This is a genomic window from Methylocystis sp. WRRC1 (assembly GCF_020733155.1).
Lineage (GTDB): Bacteria > Pseudomonadota > Alphaproteobacteria > Rhizobiales > Beijerinckiaceae > Methylocystis.
In genome coordinates this window covers 2,520,955-2,536,937 of record NZ_JAJFZJ010000001.1, presented here as the reverse complement: position 1 = coordinate 2,536,937, position 15,983 = coordinate 2,520,955, and the positions used below count along the sequence as shown (strand labels likewise).

Annotated in this window: 9 protein-coding genes and 2 pseudogenes; 8 read left to right on the top strand and 3 right to left on the bottom strand. The window is 63.6% G+C overall.

The features are described from left to right. The first annotated feature begins 1 nt into the window (after position 1). From LG047_RS12215 to LG047_RS19765, 5 genes are all read left to right on the top strand, one after another. Entirely contained in the window at positions 2 to 2,680 is a 2,679-nt protein-coding gene (locus tag LG047_RS12215) for a hypothetical protein (RefSeq protein ID WP_227966953.1), read from the top strand. Continuing rightward, the gene (locus LG047_RS12210; protein WP_227966951.1) at positions 2,677 to 7,230 is read left to right on the top strand and encodes a hypothetical protein; all 4,554 of its coding nucleotides are present in this window, start codon (positions 2,677 to 2,679) and stop codon (positions 7,228 to 7,230) included. The genes LG047_RS12215 and LG047_RS12210 overlap by 4 nt, the downstream gene beginning before the upstream one ends. 6 nt (positions 7,231 to 7,236) lie before the next feature. Beyond that, positions 7,237 to 8,796 (top strand): hypothetical protein, encoded by a 1,560-nt coding sequence (locus LG047_RS12205; RefSeq protein ID WP_227966949.1) that lies wholly within the window; start codon positions 7,237 to 7,239, stop codon positions 8,794 to 8,796. A gap of 152 nt (positions 8,797 to 8,948) precedes the next feature. Continuing rightward, the gene (locus tag LG047_RS12200) at positions 8,949 to 9,209 is read left to right on the top strand and encodes a plasmid pRiA4b ORF-3 family protein (RefSeq protein ID WP_227966947.1); all 261 of its coding nucleotides are present in this window, start codon (positions 8,949 to 8,951) and stop codon (positions 9,207 to 9,209) included. A 362-nt stretch (positions 9,210 to 9,571) separates the two neighbouring features. Next, positions 9,572 to 10,009 (top strand): helix-turn-helix domain-containing protein, encoded by a 438-nt coding sequence (locus tag LG047_RS19765; RefSeq protein ID WP_370635050.1) that lies wholly within the window; start codon positions 9,572 to 9,574, stop codon positions 10,007 to 10,009. A gap of 322 nt (positions 10,010 to 10,331) precedes the next feature. Here the strand turns inward: LG047_RS19765 and cydB are convergent, their stop codons facing one another. The 3 genes and pseudogenes from cydB to LG047_RS19760 form a co-directional block, all read right to left on the bottom strand. Next, complete coding sequence (cydB, locus tag LG047_RS12190) at positions 10,332 to 11,708, bottom strand: cytochrome d ubiquinol oxidase subunit II (protein WP_227966944.1); 1,377 nt, start codon at positions 11,706 to 11,708, stop codon at positions 10,332 to 10,334. Continuing rightward, positions 11,705 to 11,986 (bottom strand): cytochrome ubiquinol oxidase subunit I, encoded by a 282-nt coding sequence (locus LG047_RS19585; protein WP_255679570.1) that lies wholly within the window; start codon positions 11,984 to 11,986, stop codon positions 11,705 to 11,707. The genes cydB and LG047_RS19585 overlap by 4 nt, the downstream gene beginning before the upstream one ends. A 70-nt stretch (positions 11,987 to 12,056) precedes the next feature. Next, a pseudogene (locus LG047_RS19760) lies at positions 12,057 to 12,260 on the bottom strand (cytochrome ubiquinol oxidase subunit I); the annotation flags it as partial. Between LG047_RS19760 and LG047_RS12180 the strand changes: the two are divergent. From LG047_RS12180 to LG047_RS12170, 3 genes and pseudogenes are all read left to right on the top strand, one after another. Further along, positions 12,213 to 14,351, top strand: a pseudogene (locus LG047_RS12180) (FdhF/YdeP family oxidoreductase); the annotation flags it as partial. The pseudogenes LG047_RS19760 and LG047_RS12180 overlap by 48 nt on opposite strands. Before the next feature lie 484 nt (positions 14,352 to 14,835). Beyond that, positions 14,836 to 14,979 carry a hypothetical protein gene (locus LG047_RS12175; protein WP_227966941.1) on the top strand — a complete coding sequence of 48 codons (144 nt, stop codon included), beginning with the start codon at positions 14,836 to 14,838 and terminating at the stop codon, positions 14,977 to 14,979. 110 nt (positions 14,980 to 15,089) lie between these two features. Further along, entirely contained in the window at positions 15,090 to 15,983 is an 894-nt protein-coding gene (locus tag LG047_RS12170) for a DnaJ C-terminal domain-containing protein (protein WP_227968484.1), read from the top strand.

The window sequence follows — 15,983 nt, the reverse complement described above, 5'->3', positions numbered from 1 at the left end:
GATGACGATAAAGTTCCTCTCCTGGCGACGGTCGGACATCGTCTCCAGATCGCAGGAGCAAGCGGGGCGGCTCGGCCGCCAGCTGACGCTTGTGCTCGACAATATAGGCGACGCTGCGCCGGCGCGGCAGAACCAGGCGCGTGTGCTTTTTCCCGCCGCGAGCGACGTTGTCGCGCTGAAGCCGGGGGCGATCCGCCATCTTGCGCCCAAGCCGAATACGCCCGACGCCGAGACAACGAAGTTCGTGCATGTCGACTTCACCGAGCCCGACCTGCCGTGGCGTTACACACCAAAGCCTTCGCTTCCTGGTCAAGGCGGCCTTGCGCCATGGATGGTGTTACTCGTCGGAACGAACGACGACCTTCAGACCGGGGGCGGCTTCGTTACGAAGGTGACGGAGGATGTCCTCAAGACCCACAGGCTCGATCACTCGCATCGCTGGGCCCATGTGCAGAACGAAGACGGCGTCATGATTTCCCGCCTGCTGTCGCCGCAGCGGCTCGTTGCGCTACGCGACCATGTTGCAGCCATCGTTCCGGCGTTCACGGCTGCCGGGGAGCCGATGTGGAGCTCCGACGGTCAACGCAATTTCGACGTGCTGCCGGCGCTCTTCAGCTGGACTTTTCAGGCCGGTGAGGAAGGGGATTTCGAAACGCTGGCAACGGCGCTGAGACTGCGTTCCGCCAGCGGCCTCGGCGTCGCTACGCTCAATTATCGCCGACCAGTCGCCAATGTGGACGTCAGCCTGACGCTGGGCGGCGCGATCACCTCGCTCGCCAGCCACCCCGACCAGCCGGACGAGGTCCGCGCCGCGCGCGAAGATCTCGATGTTCTCAACAACCGGCTGAAGGACACGGCTCCCGGGGACGACCCATCCGCCGAGCTACGCGAGATCATGCAATTACCCGATTATGGCGGGCTCTGGTGCGAGAACACGACAGCCGTCCAATGGGCCAAGTCGATGAATGACGATCCGCGCCACCGCGGCGTCGCGGGGCTTGGCCTATGGATGGGCGTAGTCGAGCAGGAAGCGCTTATGGACGCCGCCGTGAAACAAGCGGGCGCTCTGCAGGACGTATCCCAGCGGGTCAGTCATCTGGCGGCCGGCCTCGACGCGGCGAAGCGCTTGTGGCGGCGACGAAGGCCGGAATCGGCCGAGCTGCAATTGCGCGTGTGCGGCCCGGCGATGGGGCGGATGCTGGCCGAGGGCGGCGGCACGGTGCTCGATCGCGTTACATCTGCCGACTCGACGCTCGACAGCGCCCTCTTCTCGAGCGCCGCGCAACGCCTACTGCGCAACGGCACGGCGCGCGCGCGCTTCGCCGGCGGGCGCATCGACCGTACAGCTTTCCTGAAGGCCGCCAACCGGGCGCCGGCACGGATCGCAAAAACCCCGGCAGGCCTGCCCCATGTCGACGGCGTCGCCGAAGGTTTTGGCGAAAGGCCACTCGAAGAAGCGCTGGGCCTGCCGGAGATGGACAGGCGGCTGGAAGACATTCTGCGCAAATTTGCCGGGCGCCCGGTGGATCTGGAACACGTCCGGGCTTTCAACGAAGCGCTCAAGGACGCATTCGACCGGGACTGCTCCGAACTCATTACTTTCTTCGACGACTTCCTGCCACTGGAGGGAGAACCGGCCCGCGTCGTGTTCGATCGCGAAATGATGCTGGAAGGCTTCGCGCAGTGCCTCGGCGGCGCGTTGCCGGAGGGAATGTCGAGTGAAGGCCTCGAAAGCGCGCTGCCCTGGCCGGAAGAACCGGACCGCAGGCGTCCGATAGACGTCAGCAGACTCGCCGAGGCCGTCAACATACTTATCGACCCGACCCAGCCACAGCCGCCGGCGCTGTCGCGCGTTGGCTCAACTATCACGGGCGTGGACATCACGACTTTGGCCCCGCCCGAGGCGCCGATCGGCCTCGACTTTCCCACATGGACGCTGCTCAATCGGCACGAACGCGAATGGCTGTTGCCCGGCGCAACAACCATCCCGCCCAATTCGATCGTCTCGCTCCAGACGAACCCGAGTTTCGTTGATGCGTTCATGGTCGGCATCAACACCCAGTTCCTGAGCGAGATGCGGTGGCGCAACCTGCCCGCGCCGCGGGTCAGCACGCCGCTCCGCATGTTCTGGGGCTATGTGAACCACGAGACCGACAGCCGCGACCCGGACATCAAGCCGATTGGCGACTGGCCGGCGCGCCCGTTCGGCGCGCCCGACGCCGACGATGTCGGCGACCTCTCGCACCAGCATGTGGAGGCGGGCGACGCCACCGGCCGTCAGGATCTGGTCATAGCCTTCCGCACCGCCCTCTTCCGCCGCTATCCGTCGACGCTGGTTTACCTCGTCCATCCGTTGCCAGGAGACGATCTCGACACGTTGCTCAAAGCCACGCCCGACTTCGCCGAACCACCAGGCGGCCGGTGGCAACGTCGCTATCTCGGTCCGATCTTCTTCGGGCAGATGGAGCCGGATCTGGTCTTCTTCGCCTTCGACATTCCGCCGAGCAAGCTCGATGAATACTGGCTGGTGCTCGACGAGCCGCCCTCCGAACTGCGCTTCCGCAACGACAAGGGAATGGACTGGAGCACCAGCGCGCAGTTCGCCAATGAGACGATCGACGAACCCACGCGCGTCGCTATCGACGGCGCTGAGCTCGAAGCGCAGGCGCTACAACCATGATGACCTTCCAGCATCGTGACCATCGTCTGGCGAGCATTGACGCGGTCGCCGCGCGACTCGATAGCGAGATTGCGGATATTCGGGAAACGCTCGCCGCGATCGAGGAGGATCCGCCGATCGACGTAGACGCATTGAAACTGCGTCTTGGTGAGGCCGAGGCTTTTCGAGCGACGCTGGCGGGCGAACGAGCGCATCTCGCGACGGATCGCTTCGAGGTCAGCGACCAGAACGGCGAAGCGCTTGCAAGGGACTTGGTGTGGCGGACGACGGCGGATCTCGTCGCCACGCTTGCGGCCGACCCTCCACTGGTGGCCATGGGCGAGCGCCCGCTTCTGACGGATGCGTCCGCCGCCGCCGTCGAGGCGCTGCCGCGGGGCGGCGCCACGCCACGCGCCGGCTTCCTGGACGAGATCGCCGCAACAGGCGCGGATGTGAACGCCGTGGAACAGCTTGTCGGCATCGCGCTCGGCCGCTGGCTGCGCCAGCCTGCGGGCACTCGCAGCTGGCCCTTCCGGGAAATCGGCGTGCTGCTGCCGCTGCGGCTTGAGACGCTATTCGAGGAACACGACGGCGCATGGAAGATGCTGGTGCGCGTCACCCCGGACGAGACCTCCATCCTGCGTCACAGCTCCGTTGTCACGCCGATGGAAAAAGAGTTTCTCGCCGCATTCTGGCAGGGCTCGTTCGCTCTCCACCCCGTCCCGGGCGCCGCCAATCCTGTCGACTGGCTGCTGAATCCGCAGGGCGCGGTGGCTTGGGAAACTCTGGCGAACCGCGTGACGCCGACAAGAGCCGCATGGCTGGTGACGGCTTTTCCCATAGATGTCGTGGCCGGGGCCTTCGTCGCGAACATCCCTGCCGACAGCATCGGCGACCCACAGGCGCCGCAGCGCGTCGTCGGTCTGCCCGAGTTATTGTCGATCACCATCGTCGACAAGAACCTAGGCCAACTCGAGGTCGGCGTCCTGAAGCCAGCGCCGCCGACCGACGATTTGCGGGTTCCCAAGGACCGAGACGCGCTAGACAGCTGGCTTATCTCCTGGCCCCGCGCGCGAGATGTCGGCTTGGGCGCGGAAATCCGCCTGCCCGACGGCGTCACGCCCGAAACCATCACTGCGCTTTATGTCTTCGGGATCGGCGAGGAAACGCCCGACGCGCTTTTCCGCGCCCATGTCGACGCCGGCGACCTTGCGCTCGTGCGGCTCGGCGCGCCGACGAACACGATCCATGGCGCGCCTGCGGCCGACCTCGCAAAGGACGCCGAAGCCTGGCGAACCATCGTGGTGCGTCGCCTGAGCGGCGAGTCAGGCGCCGGCGTCGCCGAGATTGGCGAAGCGCTGTGCGGCGACGCGAAGGCGCTGCCCTACCTTAGTGGCGCATCGAATGATCTCGACATCAGCCGCCTGATGGTCGCCTGCCTGTGGCCGGCGCTTTGGGGGCACTATTTCCGCGACATCTGGAACCGAGGCGACCAAGCGTTCCAGTTCTGGCGCTGGGCGCTGAAAGCGCTCCATCCCGAGGGTCCGCTGCCGCCGATTCGCATCGGCGCACAACCCTATGGCCTGCTGCCGGCCACCGCGCTTGGCGCATGGCAGGCGTCGGACGGTGACGAATTCGATCGGGTTGAGGAAAAGCTCATCCGGGAGCTTTCCCAACTTATCCCGGTCTGGGTGGCGGCGGCCGAAGGACGCGGCACGGTGGTGGGCGCCGACACAGGAGCGTTGCTGCGGTTGCTGGCGCAGCCAGGCGTCAGCGACCGTTATGTCTACCGCTCATTCGTGATCGCGGACCAACTCGCTCACGCCTATCCCCGCATCGATAGGCTCGATTTCATGCAAGCGGCCGAGACTCTGTGGCGCCCGACGCGGGAACTCCTGGAGCTGGAAGACGGGCAGCCGCGGGTTTATCTCGCCTCGGGTCACGCGCGCCAACTCAACCTTCCGCTGATCGGTTCGCGCCGTCTCTTGCCGCTCGACCTGACTCTGACGGAAATGGCCAAGCAGATCTACGAGATCGAGGCCGACCGCTTCGCCGACGTGTTTTACGGGAAGGTGATGCGGAACATGGTCCCCCACAGCCTGCTGATCAGGCTTGCGATGCATTCCATGTTCCTTGCCAAAGCGTGGTTCATGCAGTCGATTGTGGGCAACGAGCCGCTACTCAATCCAGTGAGGTGGGACGATATCGAGATCCTCACGCTGATCGAAGCGCGCCAGACCGGCTTCCGCGACTCGTCGCAAAGCGGCCATGGCGGCGAGCCGATCAAAGAGCTGATGTTTGGCCACCAGGAAAGCATCTTCCGGCTCTTCGCCACGCTCGACAAGCACCTTGCCAAGGACCGCGATCCTCTCAATCCGAATTCGGGCGACGGTGTGATGCAGCTGACCCTGCCACCGGAGCAGGAAGCGGAAATGGAGCGAGCGTTACGAGCGACGCTGGATGCCGCCGGCCACCGGATCGATCCGCTCGCCACCGGCATCGCCTACCGGCGGCTCCGGCAGCACGCGGTCAGCGGACGCGGTCGCAACCGCCTCGGCGCCTATGGCTGGCTTGACGGGCCATTCCTCGGCAAGCCTGGTCCGACGGCGGCCGGACGCCTTCACGCCCCCTCGCATGCGCAGACCCTCACCAGCATCATCCTGCGCGACAAACAACTCTCTGCGCAGGACGAACTTGCCGCCGACGGGCGCAACATTTGGCAGATGAATCTTTCCTCATCGTGTGTCCGCATCGCATTGGCGATGGCCGACGACCTGCGGTCGGGTTTCCACATATTCGAAGTAGTCGGCAGGATGGTCGAAGGGGTTGTGGCGGCGCGGCAGCCGATCGAGACGCTACGCGGGGTGACGCCGCTCCGTCCTGACGCTCCGGACCGCCGCGACGTCTGCCATGGGGTGAAGGCGCTGGAGGGCCTCATCGCCGGGCAGATCGCCGACGTGCTCAGTGACGACGCCGACGAACGACAGCGCCAGCTGGCACAGTTGCGGAACATCAGGACCGCACTCGAAGCATACAGCGACCTGCTGATCGCGGAGGGCGTTCATCAGGTGGTCAGCGGTCATGCCGAGCTTGCCGCCGATGCGATGGATGCAGCGGCCGGCTTCGCCCGCCCGCCTGCTTTCGACTTCATTCGTACGCCGCCATCAGGCTATCGCCTCGCGACCAGCGTCCTGACGGTTCTGCCGCATCGCCCCTCGCCCGCCGCCGGGCTGCCGATCGAACTCGCAGACGCCTCGCTCGCAGCCTTTCTGGGCAGCCGCTTCGCCGACGTCGACGGCTGGGTCTGGACCGTCAGCCCCGGGCCGGGCGACGCAGGCCAGCCGCAGGACGTCACCCTCTCCGACCTTGGCCTTACGCCACTCGAGACGGTGTTCATTTCCGAGGACGTGATGGCCGAGGTGGTGCGCAGCGCTGCGCATCGCCCCAACGCCACGGTTGCCGGCGCCGTCTCGCATCGCCTTATCCGGCAACTCGCCGGAGTCCTGGGCGGAACGCCTCCGCTTGTCGCCGACATCGCGCGGGCTCCAGACGTGTCCAACGAGACTATCTTGCAAAACGAGCAGAATATTCGCGCCGAGCTGAGTGGTCGGCTCGACGCGATCCGCGCCGTTCTCGAGACGTTCATCGACGAAACGGACGCCCCCGGTCTCGACGATCCCGGCCGCCTCGCTTGGCTGCGTCGGGCGCTCGTCTGGGGCGTCTTCGGCGCCGCGCCGACGAAACCGCGCAATCTCCTGTGTGACCTGTTGTTCGGCGGCGCGGCGCCCGAGGCGGATGATTTGACCCAGCTCGTCGCGAGCGCCCGGGAGGGTCTCGAAAAGAGGCATGCAGTCGAAGTCGACGCCTCCGCGTCCGCGGCCACGCTGGTCCGCGCCATCTCCGACCTGGTTTACCCCGGCGGCAGGCTTGCGGTGACTGCCAGATGGACGGCGGCAAACCTGCGCGCAGTGACGGGGCTTGCGACCGGCGCCGCAGACGCCACTCTGGAGACCGACTGGCTTACGATCCTCGCAGCCGTGCGACCCGTCCTCGCCCGGATCGAAGCGATCCAGCTAGAAGCCGGCATCCTTGGCAGCCTACCGCCTCTCACCGCCTGGGCGAACTCGCCTCAGCACTGGCGAGAAGCCGACGTCGCCGCAAACGTCGCGGCGCGGAAGGCGGGCAAGCTGCATGAGCTCAGCCTGGATCGTTTCGTCGTCGCCTTTGGAACCAACGAGACCTGGCAGGGCGCAGACGTCGCCGTGACGCTGGTCGACCAGTTCACCGAGGCCGTGCCGATGGCGGAGCGGAGCACATATGCCGCAATCGGCTTCAACGCGCCTGCGGCGCGCCCGCCGCAGGCAATCCTGCTTGCCGTGCCGCCACAATCCGACCGACCGCTCGACAGCGAGACGGTGCTCAATATCCTCATCGAGACGCGGCAGTTGCTGCGCGCCCGCGCAACCCGGCCGGAGGATGTGCTCGGGCATCCATTAGTGCCGAGCATGTGGCTCGACGGGGCGAGCCCACTACGCGTCCGTCTCGACAGTGGTTCCTATTATTGGCGGTGACAGGACATGAAACGTCGCATTGACCGATATTATCGGCTTGAATCGCGGCCTGGCGACCAAGACCTGCAGAACGGCTTTGCCGCGCGTGTGCACGATCCGCTGTGGTTGCTCGCGCGGCAATGGCAGATGGGGGAGCATCAGGGCGAAAACGCCTCTTCGCCGGTCAGGATCGAGTGCGACGTCACCCGAACCCCAATCGACGCCGTGAACGGCGACCCGGCGTTCGATCCCACGGTCGTGCCGGCGGAAGCGCTGGTGGAATCGGAACTCGACGACTGGTGGACCATCGGTCGGCGGATTCGCGCAGGCGACATATTCAAGGACAATGCCGCCGTCGCGGGCGTCGCCGCGCTCCGCCTCGCCAATCCGCCTCCACCCTACGAGGCGTTTACCGGGCGGCTCGACGGTCGGGCGATCTGGCGCGCGCGCACACGCCTCCACATTCCCGATGCGGCGTTCGGCGCCGATAGGCCGCCGGCCGACTCGCCTTCGGCCTGGAGCTCGACCAGGCTAAACTACAACATGCGCTTCGAAACCGCCGAGCGACCGCTCGACGTCGTTGATCACCGCGGTGGCCCGATGGATTGGTATTCAGCCGACGCCGCCACCGACGCTCCGCTGCCCGACCCCGCGCCGGCGCCGTTCGACCCCGCCATTCCCGCGCCGCTCGAATATCCTGGCGCGCCGCACAGCCGCTTTTGGGAGATCGAGGACGCCAATGTCGACATCGGCGGCTATCCGCCTGACACCGCCCACTTCGCGACCATGCTGCTCGTCGACCTGATCTATTCGCATGGCGACGACTGGTTCCTGTTCCCGGTGACCGCCAAGGCGGGACACGTCGTAACTATACGCTCGGTCACGGTGACGGACGCATTCGGCAGGAATTATTCGAGCAAAGATATGGACGGCGATGCGTCACGCTATCCAGGCCTGTTGCCGCCGAAGGACTTCTCGATCTTCAAATGCGACGGTCTTGCGGAGGCGTCGCTCGTGCTCTGGCCGGTTGCCGAATCGCCGATCGAAAGCGGGCCCATCGAGCGCGTGCAATTCGCAACGGACGAACACAGCAATGTGCTCTGGGCGCTGGAGCGGATCGTCGATTCGCGCGAGGTCGTTCGGGTCCAGCCTGCCGCCGACGCTGCGCATCCGCTCTACCCGCCGCCTGCGCCGGTCACCAACCTACAAGGACAACGGGAATACAATTATCTGCCGGGATCGGGCGTCGAAACGCACTGGCACCCTTATTCGCTCGATTGGGACGCATTGGGCGGCCCGGCCTATGTATTAGGCGGCCTCGCCGACTATTCGCTGCAACTGCCGCGCCCTTTACCGCGGCCCGAAGCCGATGTGCTCAAGGTCACCGCGACGTCTCTGAAGCTGCACAGGATCACGGCGGCGTCGATGGCTTCCGGCGGCATCGAACTTGAACGGCGCTGGCAGCTCGCCCGCGACATGGAGGGGCGGCCGGTGCTCTGGGTGCAACGGCAGCACCGCATCCTCCGCAGTCCGCCCGCTCGCCCGATCCGTTTTGACGTGATGGAGGAGACAGCGCGCGAAGGATGACGCATTTTCAGATCAGGGCTAAATCGCGATGAACCCTGCGGCAAGCGCAACACGATTACTTCTGGAGTGGCGCGCCTGATTGTCCTTGCTCAAAACTCCGAACGATCAGGAAAGCCTCGAGATCTTCGCGCCGCCGCCATAGCGTCGAGGGTATGAGTCTCTACGACTTCGTCGATGTATGGAAACACACAATCAAACTTGAGCGCCTCGTCGATCCCGAGCCCGGCGCGCTCTATCCGCGGTTGATCGAGGCGAGTGGACGATGTCCTCTCGAAGATGTCGGTGGCCCTTGGGGCTACGCAGAAATATTGGAGGCAATCGGCGACAAAGCGCACGAGCGCCACGCCGAAATCTGTGAGCAACTCGGAAGCGTGTTCGATCCTAAAGATTTCGACCCAGAACCGCTCACATAGAGTTCCACTGTGAACATCAATTCGGCCTCTCCATGCCAGTCGAAGACATCGAGTCGGGCCTAGCAGGACCGGTACACTTTGCCGCCGCCGTTCATAGGCTTCCCGAAGCCAGCTAATTTGAGAATTCGTTGTTCCAACCTTTTTGCAGAATTGGCGAACGGCGACAGACGACGCAGCCCACTTTTGTAGCTCAAGCGATGTGAGAAGCCATCAAACGTGAGAATATTATTTGCCGATATTCTCACGTTTGATGGCTTTTCCGATTCGAAATCGAATATTCTCAAGCCAAGATGGCTCCTGACACCCGCGCCAGATCGTTTGGCGCGCATATGAAAACGTTGCTTTGTCGTCAACGATAGCACATGCTCAAAACGGTCATTGCCGTGATTGCAGCGCTTAAGCTGGAGCGAGAAATGTGGGCCGGGAAGACGCAGCTGCGGAGTGAGTCAGAGTGCGATAGCCCTCGCCAAGAAGCGCCGCTGGTCCAAGCCAGCGACCTTCCGCGCGAGCAGTACAGGCGCCTTCAGTATCATTTCGTTCAGTTTTTTGTTGAACACCTGTCCGACGTTTCCAGAGTTTTCAATGGCGACCTGCAGGAAATGCTGGTCCTGGCCGTTATAGCGCAAGCCTTTCTGCGGGCGGACGAAATTGGTTTCGAAAACGCCCCTACAAACGCCTCCCGTATTTCCGAGTGCACGGGAATACCTCGGCAAACCGTCCGCAGGAAGATTCAATCACTTGAGGAAAGGGGTTGGGTCCATCGGAGCGAGGGTGGGGGGGTGGGAACTCGCACTAAATAATTTAGAATCGGTCGCCCGTTACGAGCTTGCTGAGCTCGACACGCGGAGCATTAATCGGATTTTAAGGTTTATTAGAAAAGTAAGTCAGGTCGTCTCGATGCCATAATGGACCGGACATCCCATGAGGAGCCAAAATTAATCGCTGTTGCTGAAAGTAATGGAGTCGAAGCGGAAACCGAGTGGTCGGCTGCAAGTGACTTATAATCGACGAGGATAGAGCTGCTCTGCGCCCCGTCACTGACCGAGACGCTCATCTCAGCGAAACTTTCCGACTGAAGCGAGACGAGCGCGTTCCCTTCGGCAGCGCGCCCGCCCTTAACACTCACTCGCCGGCGATGACGTAAAGACAGCCAATCACGGTCCAGAAGAAGAACTTCGCCCAGCGCCGCATGGCGAATCCGTGCGCGATCTCGGCGACGCCGCCGACGACCATCGCGACGGCGACGATCCACAGACCGGCCACCGTAGCGGCGACAATACTGCCCAGAGCGACAAATCCGAGGATGACGAGAATGACGCCGATCGCGACCGTCCATTCCCACTTTGCCCGCGCTTCCCAGGCGTCCCAAAGCGCCGCCGGCGATTTTTCCGCCAGCGAAACGGCCATCGCGCCTTCTCCGACCAGAGAACCGACAGCGCTGTTGTGGTCCGCGGGCGCATACTGCCCAAGGCCCGCCGGGCGCACCGACGATGCCGAATAACCCGCGGAAGCCGGCTTCTGCTTTCCGCGAAAAGTCCAATAGACGAGTATCGTATAGGCGGCGACAACTGGCAGCGCCACAAGCCCCGCGCCCCAAAAGAAAAAGGACAAGGAAGAGTCAGGCGACGCTGCGTCCGCCACCGTCAGCTCATAGGGGATGAGATACGGCCACAGGATCGACGGCAAGGTGAGAAAGGCGGCGACGATGAACAGCGCCGCCATCAGGAAGGGAAGCTCATCGCGCCGCGTCCGGGCGGCGATCACGACGCCGAGCAAGGCGGCGGCTGCAAGGATGGGGAAGATGAGCGCCCAGGGGCGATCGGCGCCCGGCGCATGGGTCGCCGTCAGTTCCATCAGCGCGCCCACGCCCGCCGTCGTGAGCAGCGCGGCAGTTACGCCGGCGAGCCAGTCGATCCGGCGGTAGGCCCAGTCTCGAAGGTCCGCATCCGATTTCAGGATCAACCAGCAGGCGCCCAAAAGCGCATAACCGAAAACGAGGCCCACGCCGCAAACGATTGGCAATGGCCGCAGCCACTCGAAGGGGCCGCCCACATATTGGTGATTTTCCACGCGGACGCCGCCGAGGATGGCGCCGACGGCGGCCCCCTGTACGAAGGCGACAACTATGGAGCCGATTCCAAAGCCCCAATCCCACAGCCACTCAGATCCGGCGCGGCCCCGGAACGCGAAGGCGACCCCGCGGAAGATCAGACCGAACAGCAGGAGCAGAACGGGGATGTAGAAGGCTCCCAAAAACACGGCGTAAACGGCAGGAAACGCCGCGAAGAGCGACGCCCCGACGACGACGAGCCACTTCTCGTTCCCGTCCCAGAAGGGCTCGATCGCGCCCATCATTTCGGATCGCAATTTGCGATCCCGGGTCGTTGCGAACAGGATGCCCACGCCGAGGTCGAAGCCGTCGAGAACGACATAGACGAGGAGGGAAAGGAAAATGACGCCCACCCAGAAAAGGGCGAGCGCAGAGGGCTCTGCAGTCATGAGGGCTGCCTTTCCAAAACCGGCAGGGACGCATCAGAAACAGTAAGCGGAGCGTCTGCCCCGCTGCACAGCAACCGAATAATGTAGATGAAGCCGAAGGAATAAACGACGGCGTAGACGACCCATGGCTGGCGGCCGACTTCTGCGGTGACCCAGCCGCAGATCACGGCGATGAATCCCAGCGGGAACGAAAGGAACGTGGCGCGCAAAAACCAGCGGGCCCTTTCCAGCCGCCCGCTGAATTCGAGCAGCACCCCGATCCATGCGATCGCGAGCATGAGCAAGCAGTCCAGCCCCGACCTTTACCCGGAAGCTGAGGAAGGGAAGGACGACAGGCGGCCAGTCCTGCCGAGGGATAGAGTCCAAGCCGGTCTCGCGCGCATCCCGGTTTCCGCCGGACGCGATAAAGCTCCCGAGTTTCGGAATGGAGATGGAGAACAAATTGCTTTGTGTCTGCTCGTCCGGCCAAGCGATGAGCACTTCGCTCGCCGGCTGCTGAGTTTGCCACCTGGCTTCGATTGTCCGGGCTGCGCCTGGCCAGATCCCGTGCACACCTCGACCTTCGAATTCTGCGAGAATGGCGCAAAAGCGGTGAGCTGGGAGGCCACCCCGAAACGCGTCACCCGGGCGTTCATGGCCGCTCATACCGTGGAAGAACTTCTTCAGCGCTCGGATTACGAACTCGAGGACCTGGGCCGCCTGAGCGAACCCATGGCCTATGACGCCGCAAGCGACCGCTATCTCCCGATCTCCTGGGAGGAGGCGTTCGCGCGCATCGGCGCCGCCCTGCGCAATATCCCCGATCCCGACCGGGTCGAGTTCTACACATCCGGCCGGGCCTCGAACGAGGCCTCCTTCCTTTTCCAGCTCTTCGGCCGCGCCTTCGGGACGAATAATTTCCCCGAATGCTCAAATCTCTGCCACGAGCCGACCAGCGTAGGGCTCACCGAGTCGATCGGGGTTGGCAAGGGCACGGTCACTCTCGAGGATTTCGAGCAGTGTGACGCGATCTTCAGTTTTGGTCATAATCCCGGCACCAACCACCCGAGAATGATGACGACCCTGCGCAACGCCTCACGACGAGGCGCGGCCATTGTCGCCGTGAATCCCTTCCGTGAGCGCGCGCTGGAGCGTTTCATGGCGCCGCAGAGCCCGCTGGAGATGGCGACCTTCACATCGACGCCGATCGCCTCCTGTTTCCTGCAGGTGAAAATCGGGGGGGACGTCGCGCTCATCAAGGGCATGATGAAGCGCGTCCTCGAGCGGGACGTGGTCGATCGCGACTTCATCACGCAAAAAACCTCGAATTTCGAAGCGCTCCGCGCCGACATAGAGACGACGCAGTGGGAGGATATCGTCGTCAGATCGGGGCTTTCCCGAGAGGCGATCGAGAAGGCCGCCGACATCTACATTGCGTCGAACCGCGTGATTGCGACCTATGGCATGGGGATCTGTCAGCACAGGAATGGCGCGGCCAATGTGCAACAGATCGTCAACCTGCTTTTGATGCGGGGCAATATGGGCCGGCCGGGCGCTGGAATATGCCCTTTGCGCGGGCACTCCAACGTCCAGGGAAACCGCTCGGTCGGCATCAACGACCGGCCGCCCGCCGCTTTGCTCGACGGAATCGAGCGCGCTTTCGGCTTTCGTCCGCGCGCCCGGCCCGGCCATCGCGCGATTGACGCCGCGGCGTCGATCATAGGCGGGGATTGCAAGGCGCTCATTTGCCTCGGCGGCAATTTCGCGGTCGCCATGCCGGACCGTGGCCGGCTTTTTCCCGCGATGCGGAAGCTGGACCTCGTCGTCTCCCTGGCCACCAAATTGAACCGAACACATCTGCTGACGGCCAGGCAATCCTTCATTCTGCCGGTCATTGGCCGCACGGAGCTGGACGTTCAAGCGTCCGGGCCGCAAAAGATCACCGTCGAGGATTCGATGGCGATGGTGCATGCGTCCAAAGGCTGGCGGCCGCCCGCAACGGAGACAGTTCGGTCGGAACCCTGGATCATCGCCGGGATGGCAAAGGCGGCTCTCGGCGCGAGCCATAAAATCGACTGGGACGGCATGGTGGCGGACTACAGCCTGCTGCGAAACAAGATCGCGTCCGTTTTCCCTGAGTTCGGCGATTACAACGCGCGCATCGAAAAGCCCGGCGGCTTCCGTCTGCCGGTCCCGGCGTCCGAAGGGATTTTCCACACCCCTGATGGAAAAGCCCAGTTCATCCCTTCTCCGGGCCTCGACGAAGACCCTGTCGCGTCGGGTTCAGACATACTGACCCTCGGCTCGATGCGCAGTCACGATCAATACAACACCACGGTCTACGGTCTGGATGACCGCTATCGCGGCGTCTACGGGCGGCGCGATATCTTGTTCATGAACGCAGCGGACATGTCGGCGCGAGGTCTCGAGCCCGGCGACCCAGTCGACGTCGCCGCCGTTGACGACGGGCCGGAGGCCGACGGCTTCAGCCGCGTGGTTCAGGGCCTGACCGTCATTCCCTATGATCTGCCGACGGGCTCCGCCGGAGCCTATTTTCCTGAATGCCAAGCGCTTTTTGCTCTGTCCCATCACGATCCGAAATCGGGCATCCCCTCCTTCAAATCTGTCGCCGTGCGTGTCATCGCGTCCGGATCGGAACAATGAGCGCCAAAGGGCTCTCATGAGGACTGGTTGATTCAATGGGCGCTGGATGCGGTGAAGCGACTCGCTTTCGACGAAACGGTTGATTTTTCCACCAGGCCCAGGCCTTAATGGTCGCCATCGAAGTCTCATATGGCCCCATCATTGATTCCCTCTCGGAGGGCCATATGGTCACGATCGGCGGCGCGGCTCCCGAGAGCGCGGGACAGCCCGCGGCCGTGCGCGAAGAGCACATCGAGAATAGCGTCGGCGGCCCTCCCGGCGCCAGCGCCGAAGCCCCGGCGCCGCAAACCCCCGTCGCGCCCGCCACCGCGGAGCGTGCCGAGGAAAAGGCCGCTCCCGCGCCCGCGCCCACGACGCCTTCCCCAGCGCCCACTGTCGCACAGGCATCGGTCGGATTGACCGCGCTCCCCACGCAGGCCCCGCCAAAGCAAAATGGCGGCAGCCCCAAAAGCGCGCGCCCAGTGTGATCGCCGGCCATCGGCCGGTGATCGCCAAAAAAGAGAAGGACGGACAGGCGGCTTGGTTCCTCGAGATTGTCGATTTCGGGAACCAGGTTGAAGCGCCCGAACTCTGCGAGGCCCTCCGCGCCAAAGGAGTGGAATGCGAGGTTATCCGCGACGAATGGTGATTAGCGGCGAGCAACCGCGAGCGCGCTCGCCCCCTCTAAAGCGGCTCATCCGCTCAGATTGAGCGCCGACGACATTGACCGCGCGCAGGCGGCGTTTATCCTTGCCGGCTATGAAAGATCCCTACGAGACGCTCGGCGTTCAAAGAACCGCTTCGCCTGAGGAAATTAAGAAAGCCTATCTGCGCCTCGCCAAGAAGCTGCATCCCGATCTCAATCCCGGCGATAAGCAGGCGGAAGAGAAATTTAAAGAAGTCTCGAGCGCCAACGATTTTCTTTCTGACTCCGAGAAGCGTCGTCGCTACGACGCGGGCGAAATCGACACGACTGGCGCCGAGCGGCCGCAACATCGATATTACCGGGATTACGCCGACGCCTCTGGCCATCCTTATGAGTCGCAGGCCGCATATGCAGATTTTGCCGATAACGAGATTTTCGCCGAGCTCCTGAGACGGCGGGCGCAGGAAGCGCGCCGCGCGCGCGGCGTCGATCTTCACTATCGGCTCGAGATCGATTTTCTGGACGCGGTCAATGGCGCCCAAAAGGAGATCGTCCTTCCACACGGCGGCGCATTGCATGTCGCAATTCCTGCGGGAATCGATGACGGACAGATTCTGCGACTGCGCGGCAAAGGCGGACCGTCGCCGGGGGAAGGCGAAGCGGGCGATGCGTTGATCGAAATTTCGGTTCGACCCCACCCATTTTTCTCCAGAGAAGGCGACGACATCCGCCTCGACTTGCCTGTCACTATCGTCGAGGCCGCACTGGGAGCAGAGGTGAAAGCGCCGACGCCCAGTGGGGACGTGCTGTTGAAAATTCCCAAAGGATCGAATGCCGGCATGATCCTGCGCCTGAAAGGTAAGGGCGTGGCGCGCGGAGACCGGCGCGGCGACGAACTTGTTAAGCTCAAAGTCATGATGCCAACGCACCCCGATCCGGAACTGGACGCCTTTCTTTCGAGCTGGAAACCTTCAACGCCCTATAACCCGCGCCGGGACATGGAGTGA

Coding starts and splice junctions, on each gene's coding strand:
- cydB (WP_227966944.1), bottom strand. CDS start 11,708: ATGACTGCAGAGCCCTCTGCGCTCGCCCTTTTCTGGGTGGGCGTCATT.
- LG047_RS12210 (WP_227966951.1), top strand. CDS start 2,677: ATGATGACCTTCCAGCATCGTGACCATCGTCTGGCGAGCATTGACGCG.
- LG047_RS19585 (WP_255679570.1), bottom strand. CDS start 11,986: ATGCTCGCGATCGCATGGATCGGGGTGCTGCTCGAATTCAGCGGGCGG.
- LG047_RS19765 (WP_370635050.1), top strand. CDS start 9,572: ATGCTCAAAACGGTCATTGCCGTGATTGCAGCGCTTAAGCTGGAGCGA.
- LG047_RS12170 (WP_227968484.1), top strand. CDS start 15,090: ATGAAAGATCCCTACGAGACGCTCGGCGTTCAAAGAACCGCTTCGCCT.
- LG047_RS12215 (WP_227966953.1), top strand. CDS start 2: ATGACGATAAAGTTCCTCTCCTGGCGACGGTCGGACATCGTCTCCAGA.
- LG047_RS12200 (WP_227966947.1), top strand. CDS start 8,949: ATGAGTCTCTACGACTTCGTCGATGTATGGAAACACACAATCAAACTT.
- LG047_RS12205 (WP_227966949.1), top strand. CDS start 7,237: ATGAAACGTCGCATTGACCGATATTATCGGCTTGAATCGCGGCCTGGC.